21 protein-coding genes are annotated in these 21,133 nt (G+C 46.5%); 14 read left to right on the top strand and 7 right to left on the bottom strand.

Annotated features, from left to right (window positions below; genetic code table 11):
- Positions 1–29: 29 nt before the first annotated feature.
- Positions 30–683, top strand: coding sequence for an outer membrane lipoprotein periplasmic chaperone LolA1 (gene lolA1 / locus ACFPIK_RS08790; RefSeq protein ID WP_377914306.1), 654 nt, complete (start codon positions 30–32; stop codon positions 681–683).
- Positions 684–893: 210 nt separating this feature from the next.
- Here lolA1 and ACFPIK_RS08785 read toward each other — a convergent pair whose 3' ends face one another.
- Genes ACFPIK_RS08785 through ACFPIK_RS08775 form a run of 3 tightly spaced genes read right to left on the bottom strand, consistent with a single transcriptional unit; the run spans position 894 to position 2,446 of the window.
- The gene (locus ACFPIK_RS08785) at positions 894–1,460 is read right to left on the bottom strand and encodes an anthranilate synthase component II (RefSeq protein WP_377914304.1); all 567 of its coding nucleotides are present in this window, start codon (positions 1,458–1,460) and stop codon (positions 894–896) included.
- On the bottom strand, positions 1,444–1,992 hold the full coding sequence (locus ACFPIK_RS08780) for a CvpA family protein (protein ID WP_287939642.1): 549 nt from the start codon (positions 1,990–1,992) through the stop codon (positions 1,444–1,446). The genes ACFPIK_RS08785 and ACFPIK_RS08780 overlap by 17 nt, the downstream gene beginning before the upstream one ends.
- 1 nt (position 1,993) lies before the next feature.
- Positions 1,994–2,446 carry a GatB/YqeY domain-containing protein gene (locus ACFPIK_RS08775; protein WP_377914302.1) on the bottom strand — a complete coding sequence of 151 codons (453 nt, stop codon included), beginning with the start codon at positions 2,444–2,446 and terminating at the stop codon, positions 1,994–1,996.
- 62 nt (positions 2,447–2,508) lie between these two features.
- Between ACFPIK_RS08775 and ACFPIK_RS08770 the strand changes: the two genes are divergently transcribed.
- The 3 genes from ACFPIK_RS08770 (at position 2,509) to rhuM (ending at position 4,802) form a co-directional block, all read left to right on the top strand.
- Complete coding sequence (locus ACFPIK_RS08770; protein WP_377914300.1) at positions 2,509–3,225, top strand: pyridoxine 5'-phosphate synthase; 717 nt, start codon at positions 2,509–2,511, stop codon at positions 3,223–3,225.
- 131 nt (positions 3,226–3,356) lie between these two features.
- Complete coding sequence (locus ACFPIK_RS08765; protein WP_377914298.1) at positions 3,357–4,115, top strand: alpha/beta fold hydrolase; 759 nt, start codon at positions 3,357–3,359, stop codon at positions 4,113–4,115.
- Between the two features lie 300 nt (positions 4,116–4,415).
- On the top strand, positions 4,416–4,802 hold the full coding sequence (gene rhuM / locus ACFPIK_RS08760; protein WP_377914297.1) for a RhuM family protein: 387 nt from the start codon (positions 4,416–4,418) through the stop codon (positions 4,800–4,802).
- Here rhuM and ACFPIK_RS08755 read toward each other — a convergent pair.
- On the bottom strand, positions 4,747–6,081 hold the full coding sequence (locus ACFPIK_RS08755) for an amidohydrolase family protein (protein ID WP_377914296.1): 1,335 nt from the start codon (positions 6,079–6,081) through the stop codon (positions 4,747–4,749). The two genes, rhuM and ACFPIK_RS08755, sit on opposite strands and share 56 nt — an antisense overlap.
- A 91-nt stretch (positions 6,082–6,172) precedes the next feature.
- Between ACFPIK_RS08755 and ACFPIK_RS08750 the strand changes: the two genes are divergently transcribed.
- From ACFPIK_RS08750 to ACFPIK_RS08740, 3 genes are all read left to right on the top strand, one after another.
- A complete protein-coding gene (locus ACFPIK_RS08750; RefSeq protein WP_377914295.1) occupies positions 6,173–6,883 on the top strand; it encodes an SAM-dependent methyltransferase in 711 nt (236 codons plus the stop codon).
- Between the two features lie 3 nt (positions 6,884–6,886).
- A complete protein-coding gene (locus tag ACFPIK_RS08745; protein WP_377914293.1) occupies positions 6,887–7,957 on the top strand; it encodes a dipeptidase in 1,071 nt (356 codons plus the stop codon).
- A gap of 93 nt (positions 7,958–8,050) precedes the next feature.
- The gene (locus tag ACFPIK_RS08740; RefSeq protein WP_377914291.1) at positions 8,051–9,391 is read left to right on the top strand and encodes a hypothetical protein; all 1,341 of its coding nucleotides are present in this window, start codon (positions 8,051–8,053) and stop codon (positions 9,389–9,391) included.
- 34 nt (positions 9,392–9,425) lie between these two features.
- Here ACFPIK_RS08740 and ACFPIK_RS08735 read toward each other — a convergent pair whose 3' ends face one another.
- The gene (locus tag ACFPIK_RS08735; protein WP_377914289.1) at positions 9,426–10,502 is read right to left on the bottom strand and encodes a sugar-transfer associated ATP-grasp domain-containing protein; all 1,077 of its coding nucleotides are present in this window, start codon (positions 10,500–10,502) and stop codon (positions 9,426–9,428) included.
- A gap of 24 nt (positions 10,503–10,526) precedes the next feature.
- Positions 10,527–11,588 (bottom strand): sugar-transfer associated ATP-grasp domain-containing protein, encoded by a 1,062-nt coding sequence (locus ACFPIK_RS08730; protein WP_377914287.1) that lies wholly within the window; start codon positions 11,586–11,588, stop codon positions 10,527–10,529.
- A 198-nt stretch (positions 11,589–11,786) separates the two neighbouring features.
- Between ACFPIK_RS08730 and ACFPIK_RS08725 the strand changes: the two genes are divergently transcribed.
- The gene (locus ACFPIK_RS08725) at positions 11,787–13,268 is read left to right on the top strand and encodes an MFS transporter (RefSeq protein ID WP_377914285.1); all 1,482 of its coding nucleotides are present in this window, start codon (positions 11,787–11,789) and stop codon (positions 13,266–13,268) included.
- A gap of 30 nt (positions 13,269–13,298) precedes the next feature.
- Positions 13,299–15,257 carry an alpha-amylase family glycosyl hydrolase gene (locus tag ACFPIK_RS08720; RefSeq protein WP_377914283.1) on the top strand — a complete coding sequence of 653 codons (1,959 nt, stop codon included), beginning with the start codon at positions 13,299–13,301 and terminating at the stop codon, positions 15,255–15,257.
- A gap of 41 nt (positions 15,258–15,298) precedes the next feature.
- On the opposite strand, the gene ACFPIK_RS08715 is transcribed toward ACFPIK_RS08720, so the two are convergent.
- Positions 15,299–16,324 (bottom strand): LacI family DNA-binding transcriptional regulator, encoded by a 1,026-nt coding sequence (locus ACFPIK_RS08715; RefSeq protein WP_377914281.1) that lies wholly within the window; start codon positions 16,322–16,324, stop codon positions 15,299–15,301.
- 162 nt (positions 16,325–16,486) lie between these two features.
- Between ACFPIK_RS08715 and ACFPIK_RS08710 the strand changes: the two genes are divergently transcribed.
- From ACFPIK_RS08710 to ACFPIK_RS08690, 5 genes are all read left to right on the top strand, one after another.
- Complete coding sequence (locus ACFPIK_RS08710) at positions 16,487–17,194, top strand: orotidine 5'-phosphate decarboxylase / HUMPS family protein (protein WP_377914279.1); 708 nt, start codon at positions 16,487–16,489, stop codon at positions 17,192–17,194.
- A gap of 3 nt (positions 17,195–17,197) precedes the next feature.
- A complete protein-coding gene (locus ACFPIK_RS08705) occupies positions 17,198–18,241 on the top strand; it encodes a zinc-binding dehydrogenase (protein ID WP_377914277.1) in 1,044 nt (347 codons plus the stop codon).
- 1 nt (position 18,242) lies between these two features.
- Positions 18,243–19,034, top strand: a complete 792-nt coding sequence (locus tag ACFPIK_RS08700) for an SDR family NAD(P)-dependent oxidoreductase (protein ID WP_377914275.1) — start codon at positions 18,243–18,245, stop codon at positions 19,032–19,034.
- 6 nt (positions 19,035–19,040) lie between these two features.
- Positions 19,041–19,928: a sugar phosphate isomerase/epimerase family protein gene (locus ACFPIK_RS08695; protein WP_377914273.1), complete on the top strand. Its 888-nt coding sequence runs from the start codon at positions 19,041–19,043 to the stop codon at positions 19,926–19,928.
- A 102-nt stretch (positions 19,929–20,030) separates the two neighbouring features.
- A complete protein-coding gene (locus tag ACFPIK_RS08690; protein WP_377914271.1) occupies positions 20,031–20,909 on the top strand; it encodes an SMP-30/gluconolactonase/LRE family protein in 879 nt (292 codons plus the stop codon).
- The last annotated feature ends 224 nt before the right edge of the window (positions 20,910–21,133 follow it).

Here is a 21,133-nt window from a genome sequence, read left to right as displayed (position 1 = left end):
TGTTTTCCCAGTTCCGGCAGCGTGATTCCATGAAATTCAACAACCTTCTTTTCTCTCTTTTTTTGCTCATTGGCGTAGCTTTTCAAGGCTTCGCTCAGAAAGATCCCAAGGCAAAAGCTGTCCTGGATGGCATGAGCCAAAAGTACCAAAGCATGAAAGGCTTCACGGCAAGCTTTGATTACACGTTTCAGGATGGAGGTGGTGCCGGTGATCGACAGACCGGTGAGATTGCGGTAAGCGGAGAGAAATACCGACTCAAACTTCCTGATCAGGAAATCTACAACGACGGCAAGACCGTCTGGACCTTTATCCAAACCAATTCCTATAAGGAAGTTACCATCAATGACGCCACGCAGATGGAAGGGGAATTAACGCCCTCCAACATTTATAAAATGTACCAAACCGGCTTCAACTACAAGCTTTTAGCAGATAAGACCTATCAAGGAAAGGCTGTGAGTGTGGTGGAACTGACTGCGCTCAAGGCTAATGCCCCCTTTAAGCAGGTGAAGCTAATGGTGGATAAGGCCACCAAAGACTTGCTCGGCTGGGAGATGTTTGACGGTCAGGGAGGCGTATTTTCGTACTCTTTTAAAAACATGAAAGCAGCTCCAACTCTACCCGCAGATTACTTTGTTTTTGATGTGAAAAAGCACCCCGGGATCGAAGTGATTGATTTGAGGTAAAAGTGATTTTTCTGAACGTCCCAAATTTTTTTTCACAGTGCTTCTGACGTCCAATTTGGTACTAATTGAATTAGACCGTCCTATCAAGTTTGGTAGTCAATAACTAATCTTTTTATCACAACTAGGTATATTATCCGATAATTTCCCTACTGTACTAGTAAAAATATCCGATATTTTCTCTACTTAAACTAAATAAATTAGTTAAAAAGCTTAGGATTTGAGCGTTCGGAGCCAATTTTGAATAATAGCTTTCCCGTATTCAGTAAGGTAAGCTTCGGGATGGTATTGGATTCCCAAAATGGGCAGTTTTCGATGTGCCATTCCCATGATTTCACCGCTCTCTGTCTCTAAGATCGACTCCAGACAATCCGGAAAATCGGTCAATTGGAGCGAATGGTAGCGGGTGACCTGAAAACGTTCAGGAAGATTTTGGGTGAAAAAGTGAGGTTGGGTCTGTCGGATGGTGTGGACTTTTCCATGGGTGGGAACGGCGTTTTTGACCAGTTTGGCACCGAAAAATTCCCCGATCGCCTGATGACCGAGGCAGACGCCGAGGATGGGGACTTGATCGACATACTTTTTCAGAATGGGTATCAAATTGCCTGAAGTGGCGGGTGTCCCTGGTCCGGGCGAAAGGATCAAGCCCTTGAAATCGATCTCTGCGATTTCCTCCAAGGATACCTCATTCCGTTTGATAATCAACTCTTGACCGGTTTGCCGGATCAGATCGGCGAGGATGTGACTGAAGGAATCAAAATTGTCAATCAGCAGCAGCATCTTTTCTGAACTCTTTCACGATCTCGTCCATGGTCTCGATGACTTGCTTGACTTTGGGGAAAATAGGTTCCAGCACCCAAATTACACTCGGGGCGAGTGGCTCAATGTATTGGAGATATTCGCTTTTGGCCCGCCATTCCCGCGGCATTTTCAGGTCAAATTGTAGTGAAAGCCACATAAACAGGCTGATGAAAAATCCGGATTTGACTATTCCCAAAATTGCGCCTGCAATGCTGTCAAAACCACCTAGTAGGATCATGTCCATCATTTTTTTCAATACCCAACCCGCCAGATTCACAATAAGCAAGGTTAGAAAAAATACAATCAGAAAGGCCATAATCGGAAAGGCGAAGGTGAGTTCGTCCAGATTTGCAGCAAGCCATTTGCTCACTGGATCCATGAAATATACACCTAGGATAATAGCCAAAACAAAGCCTATGAGCCCCACAATACTCAGCAGCAAACCTTTCTTGTAGCCCTCATAGGCTCCCAATCCGATCAGGATCAATATAACAATGTCAATCGGTGCCAAATCAGCTGTTCAGCAGGGATTTTACTTTTTCAGAAATTGCCTTTCCGTCAGCTTTTCCTGCCAACTGCTTGCTCGCCACGCCCATTACTTTACCCATGTCCTTTGGACCGGCAGCACCGGTTGCAGTAATGATTTCTTGGATGGCTGCTGTCAGCTCCTCATCGGTTAAAGCCTTTGGTAAAAACTCTTGGATGACGGCCAACTCAGCCAATTCCACTTCCAAAAGGTCAGCTCTGCCTTGCTTCTCATAGATATCGGCGGAGTCTTTCCGCTGCTTGGCGGCTTTGGTCAGGAGTTTCATCTCGTCATCCTCACTCAAGGTTCCGGAAAAACCCTCTTTGGTCTCCTCCAACAAAATCATCGATTTGATGGCTCGCAATGCGGTCAATCGCACCTTGTCTTTGGCAATCATGGCGGATTTTATTTGACTTTCTACATTCTGCTTTAAACTCATTCGTCCTAAGTTTGTGTTACTACTTCAATACCGGGTAAAAATACCCCTTTTTCCTTGCCGATATGACAAAGCTGAGTGTAAATATCAATAAGATCGCGACCCTGCGCAATGCCCGGGGAGCCAACAATCCCAACGTGGTCAAGGTGGCCTTGGACTGCGAGCGATTTGGTGCACAGGGGATTACCGTGCATCCACGGCCTGACGAGCGGCACATTCGCTACCAGGATGCAGTGGATTTGGCAAAAGTGGTGACGACTGAGTTCAACATCGAGGGCTATCCCGACCAGCGATTTATGCAACTGATCCGTGAAGTGAAGCCTGCACAGGCAACCTTGGTCCCCGATCCGCCGAATGCCATCACCTCCAATACAGGTTGGGATACTATCGCTCATCAGAGCATGCTGAAAGATATCGTGGCCGAGCTCAAAGAAATCGGCACGCGTGTATCCATTTTCATCAATCCCGAGGCAAAATACTTCGAACCCGCCAAGCTGACGGGCACCGACCGTGTCGAACTCTATACCGAGCCTTATGCTTCAAACTACCATCCGAACCGGGAGAAAGCCGTGAAGCCCTATGTGGAAGTAGCCCAACTCGCTCGAGAATTGGGCTTGGGGTTGAATGCCGGACACGACTTGGACTTGCAAAACTTGGCCTACCTCAAGCAGCAGATTCCATTCTTGGAAGAAGTCTCCATCGGCCACGCGCTAATCTGCGATGCGCTATACTACGGATTGGAAAATACGATTCAGATGTATAGAAGGCAGTTGGAGATTTGATTGAATTGAAAGATAGAAAAACTAGAAGTTGGAAGGTGGTAATGTTGGAAAGTTGTAAAGTTTCCTCGTATCGATGGCCTTCACTCTACCAAAGATCTCGTAAATCGTATTTCGTAAATTGTACTTTCAAAATGAAGCTTAACTTCAGAAAAAGTGGCACCGGCCCTCCTCTCGTCATTCTTCACGGACTTTTTGGTTCGCTGGACAACTGGTTTTCCATCGCCAAGGAATTGGTCGAGTACTACACACTGTATCTTGTCGATCAGCGAAATCACGGAGACTCTCCCCATTCCGAGGAATGGAACTATGCTGTGATGGTAGAGGATTTGAAGGAATTGCTGGATGACGAAGGCCTCGAGAAAATCTATCTGATGGGCCACTCTATGGGTGGGAAGACGGTCATGAAGTTTGCGGTCACCTATCCCGAGCGAGTGGAGAAACTAATCGTTGCTGACATCGCCCCACGATTTTACCCCATCCACCATCAGACGATCTTGGAAGGATTGAATTCCCTGAATCTGAACCAAATCAAATCCCGCAAAGAAGCCGATAATCAGTTGGCACAGTACATTCCGGAACTAGGAGTAAGGCAGTTTTTGCTGAAAAGTCTGACCCGTGACAGTGAAGGCTTTGCCTGGAAGATCAACCTGAAGGTCATCACCGAAAAGATTGAAAACGTCGGAGAAGCCTTGGCTGAAGGTGCTGTATTCGAAGGTCCAACTCTTTTTCTTGCAGGTGCCAATTCCAACTACATCCAGCAAAAGGACCTGCCAGATTTGGAGGCCCACTTTCCGAACTATGAACTGGAATTTGTCGCCAATGCAGGCCACTGGCTTCACGCAGAGCAACCCCATTCGGTGGTGGAGGAGATGAGGAAGTTTTTGGGGTAGAAAATCGAACTGTCGCAAGTCTTGCGACAGTTCGATTTGTTTTAGCGCTCTTTTTTTGATAGTTCACTTTAAAGAAAATTCATTTTTATTTATAAAATGATTTACCTTAAACAGAAATAAATCCCACTTTTTAAAATGAACAGTTCGCTCGAGATTTATCAATCCGCTGGAGAAACTCAAATCGAAGTCTGATTTGAAAACGAGACGGTCTGGCTCAACCGTTCCCAACTCTCAGTACTTTTTGGTAGGGATGTCAAGACTATCGGAAAACACTTAACCAATCTGTTTAAGGATGAAGAATTGGAAAAAAATTCAGTTGTCGCAAATTTTGCGACAACTGCAAGTGATGGAAAGAATTATCAGGTCGAACATTATAATCTCGATGTAATTATTTCTCTCGGCTATCGAGTAAAATCCAAAGAAGGTACTCATTTTCGACAATGGGCCACCCGACGATTAAAAGACTACCTCATTAAAGGCTATGCTGTCAATCAGCAGAGACTTTCTCAGCTTCAGCAGTCCTTCAAATTGATTCGTGAAGCAGCTCTTTCAGAAGATTTTTCAAAGTCCCAAGTCAGGGAAATCATCGATATCCTACTGTATACTGCTACTGATCACTGCAAAATGAAACTCACTTCACCTTCCTCCCATGCTTCATCACCAGATCTACATCCTGTAGCAGGTTGATGTAGCGAAGGACATCACCACGCACGGCGATGATGTCTGCGTATTTTCCTTCAGAAATCGTCCCGTAGTCTTTGTCCACTTTCATGGCCACCGCAGGCCAGTAGGTGGCTGCTTTGATGGTCAATAGCGGATCCATGCCGAAGTGATTCACCCAGACATCGAGTTCATTCCAAGTGCTTTGGCTGTGAAACTTCATGGGAATACCGCTGTCCGTGCCTACGAGCATCACCACGCCACTTTCTTTCAGTTGCGCAAACTTCCGGTCCAGAGTCGGCTTTCTCACAGGAGTCAATTGGAAGTAAGACATCCTTCCCGGAAAGCGAAGCGAAGCCCGGATATCCCGAATGATCGAATCCGGCAAACCTAAGTGCCAGGAAGTATCATCCAGTTTTTCGGGATTGTCCCGGACATATTCGTAGTTGAACAAGCCCTCGACGGTGGGGGTCCAGAAGAGTGGCCCAAGGTTCATTTTGGCCGCCCGTTCTTTCATCATCCGCATGATGTCTTCGGGATATTCCGGCGCTGAACTCAAGCCTGTATGCTCAAAGTTGTCCACGCCGATCTGCAGTCCGATGCGGATTTCGTCGGGTCGATGAGAGTGGCCTACGACCATTTTCCCGTACTTATGCGCTTCATCGACTACTGCCTTGGCTTCCTCGAGGGTCATTTGATCCTGATCGATCAATTTGATCACATCCACCCCGGCATCGATGAGTTTTTTGACTTTGGCCCGTGCATCGGCGGCCCCATTCACTCCCCAGCGGAAGGCTTCCGTGCCGGGATAGGGCGCTTTTTGGATAAATGGCCCGGATACATAGATCGTCGGACCGGGGATTTCGCCTCGATTGATCCGCTCGCGGACGTTAATGCTCGCTTCGAGTGGTGCGCCAAGGTCTCGTGCACTGGTCACTCCTGCCATCAGCAACTGATGCGCCGAGGAAGGCATGATCACAGATTCAAACACATCGATGTAGGTACTGTCCCAATGGGTGTAGTCGCTGTGACCGTTGAGCATCAAGTGCACATGCATATCCCAGAGTCCAGGAAGCACGCTCATTCCCTCTGTGGAAATAACTTCTGCACCTGCCGGAATCGCTAGGCTGCCCACTTGCCCCACGGCCTTGATCCGCTCTCCTTCGACGATGATGACCGAATTACGGATGGGCGTACCTCCGAATCCGTCGATCAGGGTGCCACCGACGAGGGCTTTGAGGTTTTGGGGGAAAGCTTGAAAGGAAAGCAAATACAGCAGTCCAAGTGTAAGTATTCTAATCTTCATGTCAGATTTAAGGATGGTGATAAAGATCAAAAAGGTAATGATTTTGACTGTTTAATTTTAACTTTCGCCCCCATTATCTCCCAACGATGAAATGCCCAAAGGAAAGCTTTTCTTAATTCCCAGTGTCTTGGCCGAAAACACCGCCCATTGGGTGATTTCGCCTCAAGTGCAGGAGGTCATTGCCCATACCAAGATCTTTTTGGTCGAAAATCCACGTTCTGCCCGACGCTATATTTCCAGCTTAAAGCTTGGAGTAAACATCGAGGAGTTGCACATGGAAGTTTTGGACAAAGACACCAAGCCTGAGCAGCTGCCCCGCCTGATGCTTCCGTTGATCAATGGAGCGGATATCGGGGTAATCTCTGAGGCTGGCTGTCCGGGCATCGCAGACCCTGGAGCCTTGGCTGTAGCCTATGCCCATCAAAAGGGAATTCAGGTCGTGCCCATCTCCGGGCCGAGTTCAATGTTTTTGGCGCTCATGGGTTCCGGGTTCAATGGGCAGTCCTTTGCTTTTCACGGCTATTTGCCTATTGATAAAAAAGACAGAACTGCCGCTATCAAAAAACTGGAAGCTGAATCGATTCGAGAAAAGCGCGCTCAGATTTTTATGGAAACGCCCTTTCGCAACAATCAACTTCTCGAGGATTTGCTATCGACTTTGGCCCCGCTTACCAAGCTTTGCATCGCGAAAAACCTCACCGCAGCGGATGAAATGATCCAAACCAAGACCGTTGCCGACTGGAAAAACCATCCCGTCGACCTGCATAAAGTTCCCACTGTTTTTGTCCTTCAAGCCTTCTAAGCCATGTTTACCATAGACGCGCACCTCGACCTGAGTATGAATGCCCTCGAGTGGAATCGTGACCTCACCCGACCTGTTGCAGAGATCAATGCCCGTGAAAAAGGCCTGAGCGACAAACCCGACCGAGGAAATGCGACCGTCTCTCTTCCTGAGTTGCGCAAAGGAAATGTCGGTTTGGTAGTGGCTACACAGATCGCCCGCTTTGTGGCGCCGGAAAATCCCCTTCCGGGTTGGCACTCTCCAGAACAAGCTTGGGCACAAACTCAGGGTCAATTGGCTTGGTATCGTGCGATGGTTGAAAAGGGCGAAATGACCCAAATCCGAAATTGGAATGAGTTGGAAGCGCACTTGGCTCACTGGAATCAAGGCGAGGACAAAAGCCAAAAGCCGGTGGGATTTATCCTTTCACTCGAGGGCGCTGATTCGATTGTGAGCCTAAGTTATTTGGAAAAAGCCTACGAAAGCGGCCTTCGTGCTTTAGGTCCGGCACATTATGGCCCTGGGCGCTATGCCTTTGGGACAGATTCTTCCGCGCCTTTGAGTCAGCAAGGAAAAGAGTTGGTGAAGAAAATGGATGAGCTCGGGATCATTCTGGATGCCACTCACCTCTGTGATTTGGCATTTTGGGATGCTTTGGAGATTTACCGTGGGCCTGTATGGGCAAGTCACAACAATTGCCGTGCACTCGTCGATCACAACCGACAGTTTTCCGACGAGATGATCAAAGCCCTGGTCGATCGTGGATCAGTAATCGGAGGCGCCTTTGATGCCTGGATGCTGAGCCCGGGTTGGGTGAGGGGGAAAAGCACGCCCAAAGAGCGAAATGTGACTATTTCTACCGTGCTAGATCACCTAGACCATATTTGTCAAATTGCCGGCAATGCCAATCACATCGGGATCGGGTCGGATTTAGATGGGGCATTTGGCACGGAGCAAAGTCCTGCAGATTTGGAGACCATTGCCGATTTGCAGAAGATCCCGGATTTACTTCGAGGGAGAGGATATGCCAATTCGGATGTGGATAAGGTGATGCATGGCAATTGGTTGAACTTTTTAAAGAAAGCTTGGGCTTGAGCCAAGAATAATTGTCTTTTTTGATAATCAATAGATTGCATAAGTTCTCCTTATTGGATTATTTGCAGTAGAAAAACCACCAGATTTAAGCTTATGAATTTCAAACATTTACTCGCTCTTGTTTTTTTAACCCTCTTTTCACTTACGGCATTTCCTCAAAAAATCCAGCTTGTTGCTAACCATTCTGATGCAAAGTTCACTTTGCTGAATGACTATGATGATTCAGACAAGCAGGAATTGGGAACTGGCTCGGTTGAAATCAAATTGGAAAAAGATTCCAAAAACCGGGTGAAAATCTCCAAACCTGGCTATCAATCCGTGATCAAGGAATACAATAAAGACCTCAAGTGGGATAAGGAACAAAAAATAACCTTGGATACCCGTCAGGTAGACATTACTGCTGAGCCTTTTGATGCCGAAATTTTGGTAGATGGAAGAGTGATCGGGACCAAAGCTATTTACCTCTATATTCAGAAAGATAGATTTTTGACTGTGGAAGTGAAAAAGCCTGGTTTTGCTACTGTTACCAAGGTTTACTACAATCAGCCGGACAAAGAAACACCTCCATTCAAAGACCATTTTACGCTGAAAGATCGTCAGGTCAGATTGGAAGTACAGCCTGCTGATTCCAATGTTGCAACCAATGGGATAACTCTGGGCAGAGGCAATCAAGATATCAAGATTCCTTTTGGAGATTGTGTGACTACTACTGTGACCAAAGAAGGATTTGTGAGCTATGAAAAAGTTTTCTGTAACAAGGAAGGAGATCCAGAACCACCAATTAGAGAAAGGGCCGTTTTGGAGGACCGAATGGTGAAAATCACTACTGTTCCAAACGATGCAGTGATCGAAATTACTGGTCAGCGGGTTGGAGTTGGGTCTTATGAACTGAAAATCCCCAGAGGTAGATGTGTCTCGATCGTCGTGTCCAAAGATGGTTATGTGAAATATTACAAAGACTACTGTAATCAGCAGGAGCGAACAGTTCCTCCAATTTCAGAAGCAATAGAGATGGTTAGAGACCAAGCTTATGACAACTCAGTTTCTTCTGATTTGGCTAATGTCAGGATCACAGTGCCGGTAAAGGCAGGGATAGCAGCCGAAGAATCCTGGAAAATTTTATCTTCTATCGTGACCAGATACTTTGATATTTTGGAGACAGTTGACTTCAACACAGGATATTTGACGACTTCGTGGCAAGTTGAAAATTTCAATTCTTCTGTCATCAGAACCCGTGTGATCGTAAGCTCTGGAGGTAACTCAGATCAAATTACGTATGCGGTTAAGTTGGTGAGTCAGGTAGCTGAGCTCAACGATCCATCCAGAAACTTGAAAACTGTCACGGTGAAGGATGATGAAGCCTTTAAGGACTGGTCAAGAATTATGAAAAAGTATCAGGGCTTAATCGAGGAAATTCAAGCACGATTGCAGTAATCTTCGTTGCATTTAGAACATTCAAATCCCGGGTTTAACGCCCGGGATTTTTTCTTTTCCAAAAATCCTCGAACCCCAAACCCTTGAAATGCGGTCCTATTGCTGCTTCGTCCATGTTGAATGCAGGAGTCACGGTGTTCCATTCCATGATTTTGATCTGATTGTTTTTGTCCACGGTCATATCCCATGCGATCAGTCCAAAATGTGGATTTTGGTCATGAAGTTTTTCACACAGCTTTTTTATTTCAGCGTATTTCGGGATTTCTACCCCGTTGATAGAAACTCCCGTTTCAGAATGTTTCGTAAGAATTTGCCAATCTCCACTGAAGCCAAAATCATGAGTATACCCATCCTGTATTCGGATTGCTATCCGAATACAATGATCCTCATAGGTAAAAGGAGTGCCGGCTAGCCCAAGTCGAATACCCGATTGCACCACTTTAGCTTCTTTTTGAGGTGCTTTGTAGGTAGTCACTCTCAAGCTTGGAACACTCGCCGGGCTTAGTCTTTGAAATACCTCATGAGCCTCAATCGGCGATTGAATCACAAAATCTCCAAGCTTTTCAAAGTCCAGTTTTGAAAATTGATCCGCATCTAGTTTCATCACTCCACCGCCACGTGAAGTATTGTCCTGCTTCAAAAACACGTTTGGATGTCCATCAAAGAGAGTCTTTCTTAGTGTTTCTTGAGTTGTTTTCTCTCCTGAAGCCATTAGCCAATTTCCTTTCACATAATAGGCCAAATCAGGAAGTTCTTCAGCATTCAGGAATTTTTGGGTTAGGGTTTTTATTTTTCCAAGTGGTTGAAGGCTGCCATTCAAGGTAGGACAAACGATTCTAGCCCAATAATCCAATGGCATCCAACCTTCTTTAAATTCACCCCGACAAGCAGTGAATACCTTAAGCCATGGAGAAAATGAAGCTGAACCTAGCACATCTGCGGCGTAAGTTTCAATTTCTGTTTCCTGCTTTGTCGTTAATGTATGATCAGGAAGTTGCTTAATTAGAGCTTGATAGGCTTTTGGAGCGCTTCGATTGTAATAGGCATCAGTGGCTTTATTTCTTCTTTTTTCCTGATTTTGTCTGTATAGTTTTTTAACCAAAGAGATCATAGATGTTTATTTTGGGTCTTGTGCTTAGTTCTTCCAAAGATCTTCCCAGCCTAACTCTTTAAAATGTGGTCCTATGCTGGATTCGGAGTATACAATTCCCGGTTGGTCGGTATTCCATTCCATCAATTTTACTTGGCCCTGATCGGTAATGGCAGCATCCCAACCGATGAGTTGTATGTGTGGAAATCTCTCATGGATAGATTCACAGAGTTGAGTCGCTTCTTTAAAATAGGGGATCGTTTTTCCTTCGAAGGGTACTTTTGTATCAGGATGAGTTTCTAATAATTGCCAATTGGCTGTGATTGCCGAAGGATATAATTTCCCAAAATTGGGATCAACAGGTATTCTCATGGCACCTTTGGTATTGATGTAATTCATTCCTTCCCTACCTATTCGGAGTCCACAAAGTCGGGTCTCGGCTGGTTTTTGGTTTTGCTTTACCGTAGTGATCCGCAATGTCGCTACCGCTCCCGGACTGATTTCTTCCATAAAGGGGTGTTGAAAAATAGGTGCTTGAATCACGAAATCTCCCAGTTTGTCAAATTCGATTCCATCAAAATCCTTAGGATAAAGCTTTAAAATTCCATTTCCCTGAAAAGAAAAATTCCGCTTTAAATACACAAAAGGATAATGTTCAAAACAAATGGATTTTACTTCGTCGAACGTCGTCCCCAATCTCTCGGCAGTCAGCCATGTTCCTTTGATCAAATAAACCAAATCAGGTAATGTTTCGGTCTGAAGTAGCTGTTTGGAAAGTGTTTTGTAACTGCTCAAATCTTTTAAATCTCCATTGATCGCAGGGCAAACTACTCTCCCCAAGTAATTATCTGGAATCCAGCCTTCCAAAAACTCCCCTCGGAATGCGCTGTAGAGTTTAAGCCATGGAGCAAAATCAATAGATCCCAAAACCTCTACTGAGTATTCTTCAGCTTTCTTTGAATCTACTGAAGAAAGCTTTTTTCCTTGATCAGCTAAGACCTGAAGTCCGTTTTGCACCCGTTTGATGTGACTCTGATCGAATATTCGATTCCATCTTTTTTGGCGGTATGCTCTGAAGCGTTTCTTGAGTAAATGGAGAATCGACATAGGCAGACGGTTAGTTTTCTAATCTCAAGTTTGATTTTTATTTCTCCCAAAAAAATTTTTTTTCGAGTAAGCCGAAAAATCAATCGATTTCCTAAAGCTTTTTATTCCTACTCCAATTTAGGGGTGTTTTTTGGAGTCCTATTCTTTGTATTTTTTGAAGTTTTATATCGGGCTGGAGCCCAAAACCCAAGTAACCTCATGCGAAAGCCTCAACTATCCTTCTCCCAAATCATCAACATGAATGTTGGTTTTTTTGGGATTCAATACAGCTTTGGTCTTCAGCAAAGTGCTGTCAATCCGATCTATGACATGTTGGGCGCCGCACCTGACGAGATCCCCTTGCTCAATCTGGCAGGACCAATGACCGGCCTGCTGATCCAGCCGATCATTGGTGCGCTCAGTGACAGCACTTGGAGTGATAAGTATGGGCGAAGAAAGCCTTATTTCTTTATCGGAGCCTTGCTATGCAGTATCTGTCTCTTCTTCTATCCATTTAGTAGTTCGCTATGGATGGCTGCTGGATTGCTGTGGGTGCTCGATGCTGCAAATAATACCGCCATGGAGCCGTATCGCGCCTTGATCGCAGATTCACTTCCGGAAGAGCAATATGGAAAAGGTTTCCTGACGCAGAGTTTTTTCACCGGTTTGGGGATTACTCTTGCTAACATTTCCCTGTTTGTCTTCCAGATTTTCTTCAAAGGCGCCATCGGTTCGCTGCCGATGTGGGTCTATGCGTCTTTCTTTCTCGGAACTGTCTGCTCGATCACCTCGGTGATGTGGAGCATTTCTAAGACGCCAGAGTATCCGCCTTCACCTGAAGAGTTGGCTGCTTTGAAAGAGCGAAATCAAGGCATGCCGCACCCAGCAGTGCAGTTTTTCCTGTCCATTCTGACTACTCTGGTGGCCTATACGGTCTTCTTGCTGCTGTTGATTCCTACGATTTTTGATCGTGGATTAATCCGTAGAGTGATGAAGTGGGCCGAGCAAAATTCCACGACCCGAGTGCTTTTTGCCCAAAATCTGGAAATCATCGAATCCATCATTCACATGCCTTCGGTCATGTGGAAGCTGGCGCTTGTTTACCTTTTCCAGTGGTATGCGCTGTTCTGTTACTGGCAAAATGCCTCCAAGAGTATCGCTCTTTCGGTATGGGATGCTACCCCGTCTAGCGACCCTGCCAAGTATGAGGAAGCTGTCGGATGGGCAGGCTTGGTCAATGGCTGGTACAACATCGTTACGTTCCTCTCGGCATTTTTTCTAGCACGAATGGCACAACGGTTTGGCCCCAAAAAGGTGCATTTCATCTGCCTTCTCATGGCTGGTGTGGGATTGATTCTTTTCCCCATGATCGAAAACAAGTACTTGCTATTTGCCCCAATGACTGGTTTTGGAATAGCTTGGGCTAGCATGATGGGTGTGCCCTATCTGCTGGTAGTGAATGAGATCCCCAAAGAGCGCTATGGTGTCTATATGGGAATCATCAACATGATGATCGTGATTCCCATGATCCTGCAGACGCTGACTTTTGGTTTTATCTCCAAAAACTTCCTAAACAATGACGCAGGTCAATCCATTATTTTCGGAGGCGTCCTGTTGTTGATTGCTGCCTTGGCTACGCTTCGAATCAAAGAAAACAAATCCATTGATCCTACCGCTGCACCCGTTTCAGCAGGACATTAATTCCCTTATCAAACCAATTGAACCCATTCCATGTACCCGGAATCGATTATATCTGAAAAAATCCACCATCTCTTCCAAGAGTATTCCATAGACCCTGTCAAAAAAGACAAGCAATTTGCTGAGCGTCTTCAAGCACATTTACCAAAAATCCATCGGCTTTTCGGGGAAATTTATGGGGGATGTTTTGACGTTGAGCAGCAATTTGTGGACTTGCTTCGCAGTCTGATTCTAGCACACCAAGGCCGGGAAGCTGGGTTGAAAAAGCTGGATCAGGAAAAGACAAGTCAGGGCGTGTGGTTTCTTAGCAATCAGCTTGCAGGCATGAGCTTGTATGTGGACCGATTTGCAGGAAGTTTGAAAACCATGCCGACCAAGCTTTCGCATCTCGAGGAGTTGGGTGTGAATTTCCTTCACCTGATGCCGATTTTCGAAAGTCCTGCCGGAGAAAGTGACGGTGGCTATGCGGTTTCGAATTTCAGAAAAGTGGATCCTCGGTTTGGAACTCTGGAGGATTTGATTTCCCTTCGGAAAAAAATGCACAGCCAAGGCATGTACCTCATGCTGGACATTGTGCTCAACCATACATCGCATCACCACGAGTGGGCCCAAAAGGCCAAGGAAGGTGATTCCTATTACCAAAGCTTCTTTTATACCTATGACAATCGCTCGATTCCGGATGAATTTGAGCGGGATATGCCTGAGATTTTTCCTGAAAGTGCTCCGGGCAACTTCACATGGAGTGAGGAAATGGGCAAATGGGTGATGACCGTTTTCCACAAGTACCAATGGGATCTGAATTACACCAATCCGAATGTCTTTCGGGCCATGCTGGATACCGTACTTTTTTACGGGAACCTTGGCGTTGACTTGCTGAGAATCGACGCTCCGGCATTTATCTGGAAGCAGCTAGGTACTTCCTGCCAAAATCTTCCTCAAGCACACACTTTGCTCCGATTAATCAAGCAGTGTGTGCAGGTGGCGACTCCGGGCATGGCGATTTTGGGTGAGGCAATTGTAGCCCCTAAGGAAATCATGAAGTACTTCGGCACAGGGGAGTTTATCGCTCAGGAGTGTGATTTTGCCTATAATGCTACTCAAATGGCCTTGCAATGGGACATGTTGGCCTCGGGAGAAACCCGAGTCATGCTCAACGCCCAAGGGGAAATTCTCAACAAGCCTTACGGTACCTCTTGGATTACTTACACTCGGTGCCACGATGATATTGGACTGGGATATGATGACTACATGATTGCTCAGGCTGGAAAGGAACCCTATTACCATCGCAAGTTTCTCAAGGAATATTACTCTTTCTCTGGTGATCAGTGGATGAGTCCGGCGCGAGGAGCCCTTTTTTCCTCCAATCCCAAGACAGGAGACGCTCGGATTTCAGGAACTTTAGCTTCCCTCTGTGGCTTGGAAAAAGCACTCATAGAAGGCAATGGGCCTGCAATAGACCAAAGCATCCAAAAAATCCTCATGATGCAGGCGCATTCGATCTTGTTAGGTGGATTGCCGATGCTGTTTTACGGAGACGAAGTCGGCTACACCAATGACTACAGCTATCAAACTGATCCGGGAAAAAGCTACGACAACCGTTGGATGCATCGTCCGGTGATCGACTGGGAAAAGGTCAACCGAAAGAAAGTGGAGGGCACTGTTGAGCAGCAGATTTTCGAAGGAACCAAAAGATTGCTTCAGGTCAGAAAAGCACATGGACTTTTCAGTGACATTAGTAATATTTCTTGGATGAGTCCACACAATATCCATGTGGCAGGTTTTGTCCGTAGAATGGGAAATGAACGGATGTATTGCCTATTCAACTTTTCGGACAAGGCGGCTTACCTGACTTGGTATGCTTTCCGCGAGCAAGGAGAGGGAGCTGGAAAACTTTACGATCACTGGACTCAATCGGAAGTTGCCCTAGGTCCGGATCATGAGCACTTGATTTTGGAACCGTACGGTTTCCGGATTTTGGAACCAAAAAGTTGATGAATCCTGGCAGATTTTGAAAATCTGCCAGGATTTTTTGCTTAACCTTTCACCGATGATTTGCGAACCACTAGCTCAGTTGGGAGCTTGACGAGTTCATTTCCTCCCAAATCCTGATGCTTCAACAAATCGATTAGCATCTCGGAGGCCTTACTTCCCATAGTATAGCCAAATTGGTCCACTGAGCTTAGGGAGGGTGTCGTAAAATCAGAAAGCATCCAGTTACTAAAGCCCATCAAACCTACCTGAGTTGGGATCTGATAGCCGGAGGATTTCAGGTAATTCATAGACCCCAAAGCGACCAGATCGGTGATGCAAAAAATCGCATCCGGTGGGTTTGGACTTTCCATCAAGCTTTTGGTAAAGTCATAACCTTCTTGTTCGGAGATGTCAAAGCAAGGACGAACCCACGCCTCATTGAAAGTCAATCCGTGATCTTCAAGAGCCTTTTTGTAGCCTAAAAATCGAGCATTGGCATTTTTTACTTCCATTCGACCGCTGAGATGGGCTATTTTGCGATAGCCCTGTTTGATCAGGTGTGCCACTGCCTGATAGGCTCCTTCAAAATCATCCACTACCAATTTTGGCCCCACTAGGAAGTCGGTGATTTTGTCAAACTGGACTACCGGTTTGCCTTCTTCCAAAAATGCCTGAAGGTGATCTGCTTCCTGTGTTTCGTTGGAGACAGAGATCAGAAGACCATCGACTCCCATGCCGAGTAAGTATTGGCTGGCAAGTATTTCGTCTTTTAGATGGTCGTAAGATTGTGCCAAAAGGATACTGTATCCATGTTTCTTCGCTGTTTCTAAGGCGCCGTTGATGGTCGTGGAGAAAAAATGATGTACGATCTGTGGTACGATCATCCCCAAAATGGAGGTTCGATTTTTCCGAAAATTGACAGCCATGGTGTTGGGCGTGTAGTGGTGCTTTTCGGCGTATTCTTTCACCATTTGGATGGTTTCTTCCGAAAGGGAAGGATATCCATTGAGGGCTCGGGAAACCGTGGATGGGGAAAGTTTGAGGTCTCTCGCTATGTCTTTTAAAGTGATTTTTCGCTTTTCAGCCATGTTCTGGGTTTTTGTTTCTGGTTGATAAGTCGGCCAAGTATTTTCACCTTAAAGTAATCATAATCCCAAGCAGTTCTTCCATTCAAAAGGCCTTTCATTGAGATTTTCAGAAAAATCGTGGAGAAAATTTTATATTCCACCTTGACAATAACCCCAAAACCTATGAAACCAATCGTGCAGATCTCACTGGATCTGACCAATATTGATGAGGCGCTCGAAACAGCTGCTTTGGCCTTGCGTGCCGGGGTGGATTGGCTGGAGGCAGGTACTCCCCTGATATTAGCCGAAGGACTGCATGGAGTCCGAAAACTGAGAGAAGCTTTTCCCGGAATTCCCATTGTAGCCGACCTCAAAACCATGGATGGGGGCTATCTGGAGGCCGAAATGATGGCCAAAGCCGGAGCCACTCACGTCGTCGTCATGGCCCGTGCCCATGCCGAAACCATCAAGTGTGTGGTCAAGGCCGGGAAAGACTTTGGTGTCCAAGTCATGGGTGACAACATGATCTGTCCGGATATGGTGGAGGGGGCTAAATTTTTGGAAGACTTAGGATGTGATTATGTCATCCACCATATCGGCTACGATGAGCGCAGAGGCATTGCTGCGGCAGGTCATCGAATGCCTAGTCCGCTTGATCAACTTCGAGAGGTAGTCGCTGCGGTCAATATTCCGGTACAGGCTGTAGGGGGACTTTCCCTCGAACAAGCAATCCAATGCCCACTATACGGCGCTCCGTTGGTCGTCTTGGGCGCTCCGCTGACCATTGATGCAGATTCTTTCAAAACTGCAGATGGAGACCTTGAATCTTCTCTTCGAATGATTTGCCAAGCCATTCATGCCCAAACCACTGTTTTCCCCTCTAAATCTTAAGTCATGTCCAGTACCAAAATACCCGCAGTAGTCAACTATTCCGAGCAAAAGCATTCGGTAGAAATCCGTGAAATCCCTGTTCCTGAAATCGGCGAAGATGATATCCTGCTCGAAGTCGAGAATGTAGGCGTTTGCGGAAGCGATCTCCATCAGTGGACTTCTGACCACAGTTGGCCGGTAAACTATCCGGTGGTCTTGGGACATGAGTTTGGAGGAAAAATCGCAGCCTTAGGTTCTCGAGTTTCTGGCTGGAAAGTCGGCGATCGGGTCGTATCGGAGACCGCGGCCGTGATCGATTCACTCAATCCCATGAGCAAAGTCGGACTTTACAACCTTGATCCTACGCGCAAAGGCTTCGGCTACGGAGTCAATGGGGCCATGACCCGATTTGTTCGAGTACCGGCGAGATGTCTGCATCATGTACCGGAGAATTTGTCTTTCGAAGAAGCCTGCCTGACCGAGCCTTGCTGTGTGGCTTTCAATTCTTTGGTAGGGAATTCCCACATCAAACCCGGCGATCGGGTCGTCGTCATCGGACCTGGAACCATCGGGATTCTTTGTGCGGCGGTAGCCAGACTTTGTGGCGCTGAGGTGGCGGTATTGGGTTTGGAAGCGGACCGTGGCAGACTGGAAATTGCTAAAAATGCTTACGGTTGCGATCCCTTGATTGGAGAAGATGCTGCCGAAGCCTGGGCCAAAAAGCGGGATGGATTGGGTGCCGATGTCGTGGTGGATGCAGCTGGACATAGCATCACCCTCAAGACAGCCATGAAGTTGGTGCGGCCCAATGGGCAAATCACCAAAGTAGGATGGGGGCCACAACCGTTGAATTTTTCCATCGACCCGATCGTGCAAAAAAATGTGCGTTTGCAAGGAAGCTTCAGCCACAACTGGCCCATTTGGGAGCGGGTGATTGCCTTGTTAGCAAGCGGAGCATTGAATGTGAAGCCGATTATCGGTGGGGTATGGTCAATTTCAGAATGGCATACCGCTTTTGAAAAAATGCATACCGGACAAATTGTAAAAGCTGTTTTAAAACCGATCTAAAATGCGACTCAAAGACAAAGTCATTATCGTCACCGGAAGTACTACAGGTATCGGGAAAGCCATTGCCAAGCGATGTGTGGCTGAAGGTGCCAAAGTGGTTCTTCACGGGTTAGAGCAGGATCTAGGCGAAGAGGTATTGGCAGAAATCGGCTCCGACCATGCTGTATTTCATCAGGAAGACATTACAACTGACACTTGCCCAACCAATCTGGTCAATCTTGCAGTCAGCAGGTTTGGAAAGCTCGACGCAGTTGTCAACAATGCCGCGCTGGTCATTGCCTCAGATATTCACACTACCGATCGGGCTTTTTTCCAAAAAGTGTTGGATATCAATACCATTTCTCCTTTTCTTCTTATTCAAAAGGCATTGCCCGAACTGATCAAAACCCGTGGAAGCGTACTCAATATCGGTTCGATCAACGCCTGGAGCGGAGAACCCAACCTGCTTGCCTATTCGGTTTCCAAAGGAGCCATTATGACCCTGACCGGCAATCTTGGGGATTCCCTGATGCGGGAATATGGAATTCGTGTCAATCAAATCAACCCGGGTTGGGTACTTACCGAACGGGAGACCGAGCGAAAAAAGCTGCACGGCCTGTCAGAGACTTGGTATGAGGAGTTGCCGGCTATCATTGCGCCATCCGGGAGGATTCTTTCTCCGGAAGAAATCGCCGCCGCGAGTATTTTCTGGCTTTCTGACGAAAGCGGACCCGTATCGGGACAGGTGCTTACTTTGGAGCAGCATCCGATGATCGGAAGAAACCTACCTAAAGACAACAAGACCTTTAAATAATTACCAATGCCCAAATTAGCCGCCTTTCCCAAGGCCTTTATGCAGCAACTCTGCAAGGATGGGAGTATGAAAATCGCCGATTGGGTGAAGTTGGCAGCCCCTCTTCAGCTAGATGGACTGGAGTGGTATGCTGGATTTTTGGAAATGGCCGATGAAAAAAACTGGCCTAAATTCCGCCGAATGGTCGAAAACGAGGGCATGGTCATCCCCATGATGTGTTGCTCGCCGGATTTTACCCATCGGGACAAGGCTTTCCGGGAAAAGGAAATCCAAAAGCAAAAGCGCTGGATCGAGATGACGGATGCTTTGGGAGGAAAATACTGCCGGGTCCTTTCCGGTCAGTTTCGCCCCGAACTCTCGGTGGAGGAGGGAATCCAACTCGCCAAAGATTGCATTGAAGCCTGCCTTCCTTATGCAAAAAGCCTGGGAATTACCCTAATCATCGAGAATCACTACAAGGACGATTTCTGGGAATATCCGGAGTTTGCCCAGAAGCGAGCGATCTTCACCAAGCTGGTCAACTCCATCCATCATCCCAACTTTGGGGTGAATTACGATCCGAGCAATACGTTTTTAGCTGGGGAAGACCCGTTGGATTTGTTGTATGATGTATCCGAGCGGGTGGTGACTATGCATGCGAGCGACCGCTTTTTGAAATACGGGACGATTGAAGACCTGAGAAAAGAAGAAGGAGGGGCCGTAGGATACGCCAAAAGATTAAGTCATGGCGAAATCGGTAAAGGCATGAATGATTATGATGCGATCTTCACCGAACTCAAGCGCGTCGGTTTTGATAACTGGATCAGCATCGAAGACGGCGTGGACGGCATGGATCAGCTGGAGCGCAGCGTGGCGTTTTTGAAGAAGAAGATTGGGCAATACTGGCATAAATGATTTACGAGTTACGAATGACGATTTACGAGATCTAAACTAGAGTTTACCCTCTTTCTAGATATTGGAGTTTTTCTAATCTTACAATTTTTCAATCCAACCTACATGAAAAGTATTCAAATGAAATCTATCCCGAGCCAGTGCTTTTTGGGCGAAGGCCCGCTGTGGATTGCGCGGCTCGGCTGTTTCTTCTGGGTGGATATCGAAAAGGGAAACCTGCATCGCTATCATTTAGCAACCGAACAACTCGAAATCCGGCATTTCCCACATCGATTGGCCGTGGTCTTGGAAGGACAAATTGGAAAGCTTATTCTGGGTTTGGATCGGAAGCTGGTGCGTTACGATTGGGAAACTGAGGAGATTGAAGAGCTATGTGAAGTTGAATCAGATCTGATTTTGAATCGCTTCAATGATGGAAAGGTTGATCCCAAAGGCCGAATTTGGATTGGAACGCTAAGTACGCTTTTCACAGAAGGTGCTGGTTCGCTGTACCGAATCGGGCCCGATTTACAGCCAAAAGTGCAGCTGACAAACCTTACCATTTCCAACGGAATGGCCTGGACTGCCGATCGGCAGACTTTTTACTTTATCGACACCCCAACCAAGAAAATCCAGGAATTTGCCTTTGATCCGAAAACTGGAGCCATTGAATTTCGACGAATAGCAGTCGAGATTCCGGAGGGATTGGGCTTTCCGGACGGGATGTGCATCGATCGGGAAGGGATGCTTTGGGTGGCGCATTATGCGGGTTCGGGCGTGTATTGTTGGGATCCGAGCACGGGCCAACTTTTAGACAAGATCGAACTGCCCGTACCTCATGTCACTTCCTGTTGCTTTGGTGGGGAAAATCTGGACCTGATGCTGATTACCACGGCACAGGAAAATCTGCCAGCGGATGATTTGAAAAAGTTTCCGCAGAGCGGAGATGTGTTTTTGGTAAAATTGGAGGTCGGGGGATTGGAGTCCTTTCAGGCAGCTTTTTAATTTCCCGCTGATCAGCGCAGAAAAAGTCGGAGATGAGCGCGGATTTGTCCACCTATATTTCTCACAGATTTTCACTGATCTTTTTCACAGATTCCCACAGATTTTAAAATCAAGAAAAAAGATCTGTGTTGATCTGTGATTTTAATCCGTGTGAATCTGTGGGAAATAAAAAAGGCCAATCTCTCGATCAGCCTTCCTTTGTTCTACAACATCGGCCTAAACTG

The organism is Algoriphagus aquatilis (genome assembly GCF_042657405.1).
GTDB lineage: Bacteria > Bacteroidota > Bacteroidia > Cytophagales > Cyclobacteriaceae > Algoriphagus > Algoriphagus aquatilis.
This window is presented reverse-complemented; position numbering and strand designations above follow the sequence as displayed.

Excerpts from the sequence above, each read along its gene's own strand:
- lolA1 (WP_377914306.1), top strand. The coding sequence starts at position 30 with ATGAAATTCAACAACCTTCTTTTCTCTCTTTTTTTGCTCATTGGCGTA.
- ACFPIK_RS08785 (WP_377914304.1), bottom strand. The coding sequence starts at position 1,460 with ATGCTGCTGCTGATTGACAATTTTGATTCCTTCAGTCACATCCTCGCC.
- ACFPIK_RS08775 (WP_377914302.1), bottom strand. The coding sequence starts at position 2,446 with ATGAGTTTAAAGCAGAATGTAGAAAGTCAAATAAAATCCGCCATGATT.
- ACFPIK_RS08770 (WP_377914300.1), top strand. The coding sequence starts at position 2,509 with ATGACAAAGCTGAGTGTAAATATCAATAAGATCGCGACCCTGCGCAAT.
- ACFPIK_RS08765 (WP_377914298.1), top strand. The coding sequence starts at position 3,357 with ATGAAGCTTAACTTCAGAAAAAGTGGCACCGGCCCTCCTCTCGTCATT.
- ACFPIK_RS08755 (WP_377914296.1), bottom strand. The coding sequence starts at position 6,081 with ATGAAGATTAGAATACTTACACTTGGACTGCTGTATTTGCTTTCCTTT.
- ACFPIK_RS08750 (WP_377914295.1), top strand. The coding sequence starts at position 6,173 with ATGCCCAAAGGAAAGCTTTTCTTAATTCCCAGTGTCTTGGCCGAAAAC.
- ACFPIK_RS08745 (WP_377914293.1), top strand. The coding sequence starts at position 6,887 with ATGTTTACCATAGACGCGCACCTCGACCTGAGTATGAATGCCCTCGAG.
- ACFPIK_RS08740 (WP_377914291.1), top strand. The coding sequence starts at position 8,051 with ATGAATTTCAAACATTTACTCGCTCTTGTTTTTTTAACCCTCTTTTCA.
- ACFPIK_RS08735 (WP_377914289.1), bottom strand. The coding sequence starts at position 10,502 with ATGATCTCTTTGGTTAAAAAACTATACAGACAAAATCAGGAAAAAAGA.
- ACFPIK_RS08730 (WP_377914287.1), bottom strand. The coding sequence starts at position 11,588 with ATGTCGATTCTCCATTTACTCAAGAAACGCTTCAGAGCATACCGCCAA.
- ACFPIK_RS08725 (WP_377914285.1), top strand. The coding sequence starts at position 11,787 with ATGCGAAAGCCTCAACTATCCTTCTCCCAAATCATCAACATGAATGTT.
- ACFPIK_RS08720 (WP_377914283.1), top strand. The coding sequence starts at position 13,299 with ATGTACCCGGAATCGATTATATCTGAAAAAATCCACCATCTCTTCCAA.
- ACFPIK_RS08715 (WP_377914281.1), bottom strand. The coding sequence starts at position 16,324 with ATGGCTGAAAAGCGAAAAATCACTTTAAAAGACATAGCGAGAGACCTC.
- ACFPIK_RS08710 (WP_377914279.1), top strand. The coding sequence starts at position 16,487 with ATGAAACCAATCGTGCAGATCTCACTGGATCTGACCAATATTGATGAG.
- ACFPIK_RS08705 (WP_377914277.1), top strand. The coding sequence starts at position 17,198 with ATGTCCAGTACCAAAATACCCGCAGTAGTCAACTATTCCGAGCAAAAG.
- ACFPIK_RS08700 (WP_377914275.1), top strand. The coding sequence starts at position 18,243 with ATGCGACTCAAAGACAAAGTCATTATCGTCACCGGAAGTACTACAGGT.
- ACFPIK_RS08695 (WP_377914273.1), top strand. The coding sequence starts at position 19,041 with ATGCCCAAATTAGCCGCCTTTCCCAAGGCCTTTATGCAGCAACTCTGC.
- ACFPIK_RS08690 (WP_377914271.1), top strand. The coding sequence starts at position 20,031 with ATGAAAAGTATTCAAATGAAATCTATCCCGAGCCAGTGCTTTTTGGGC.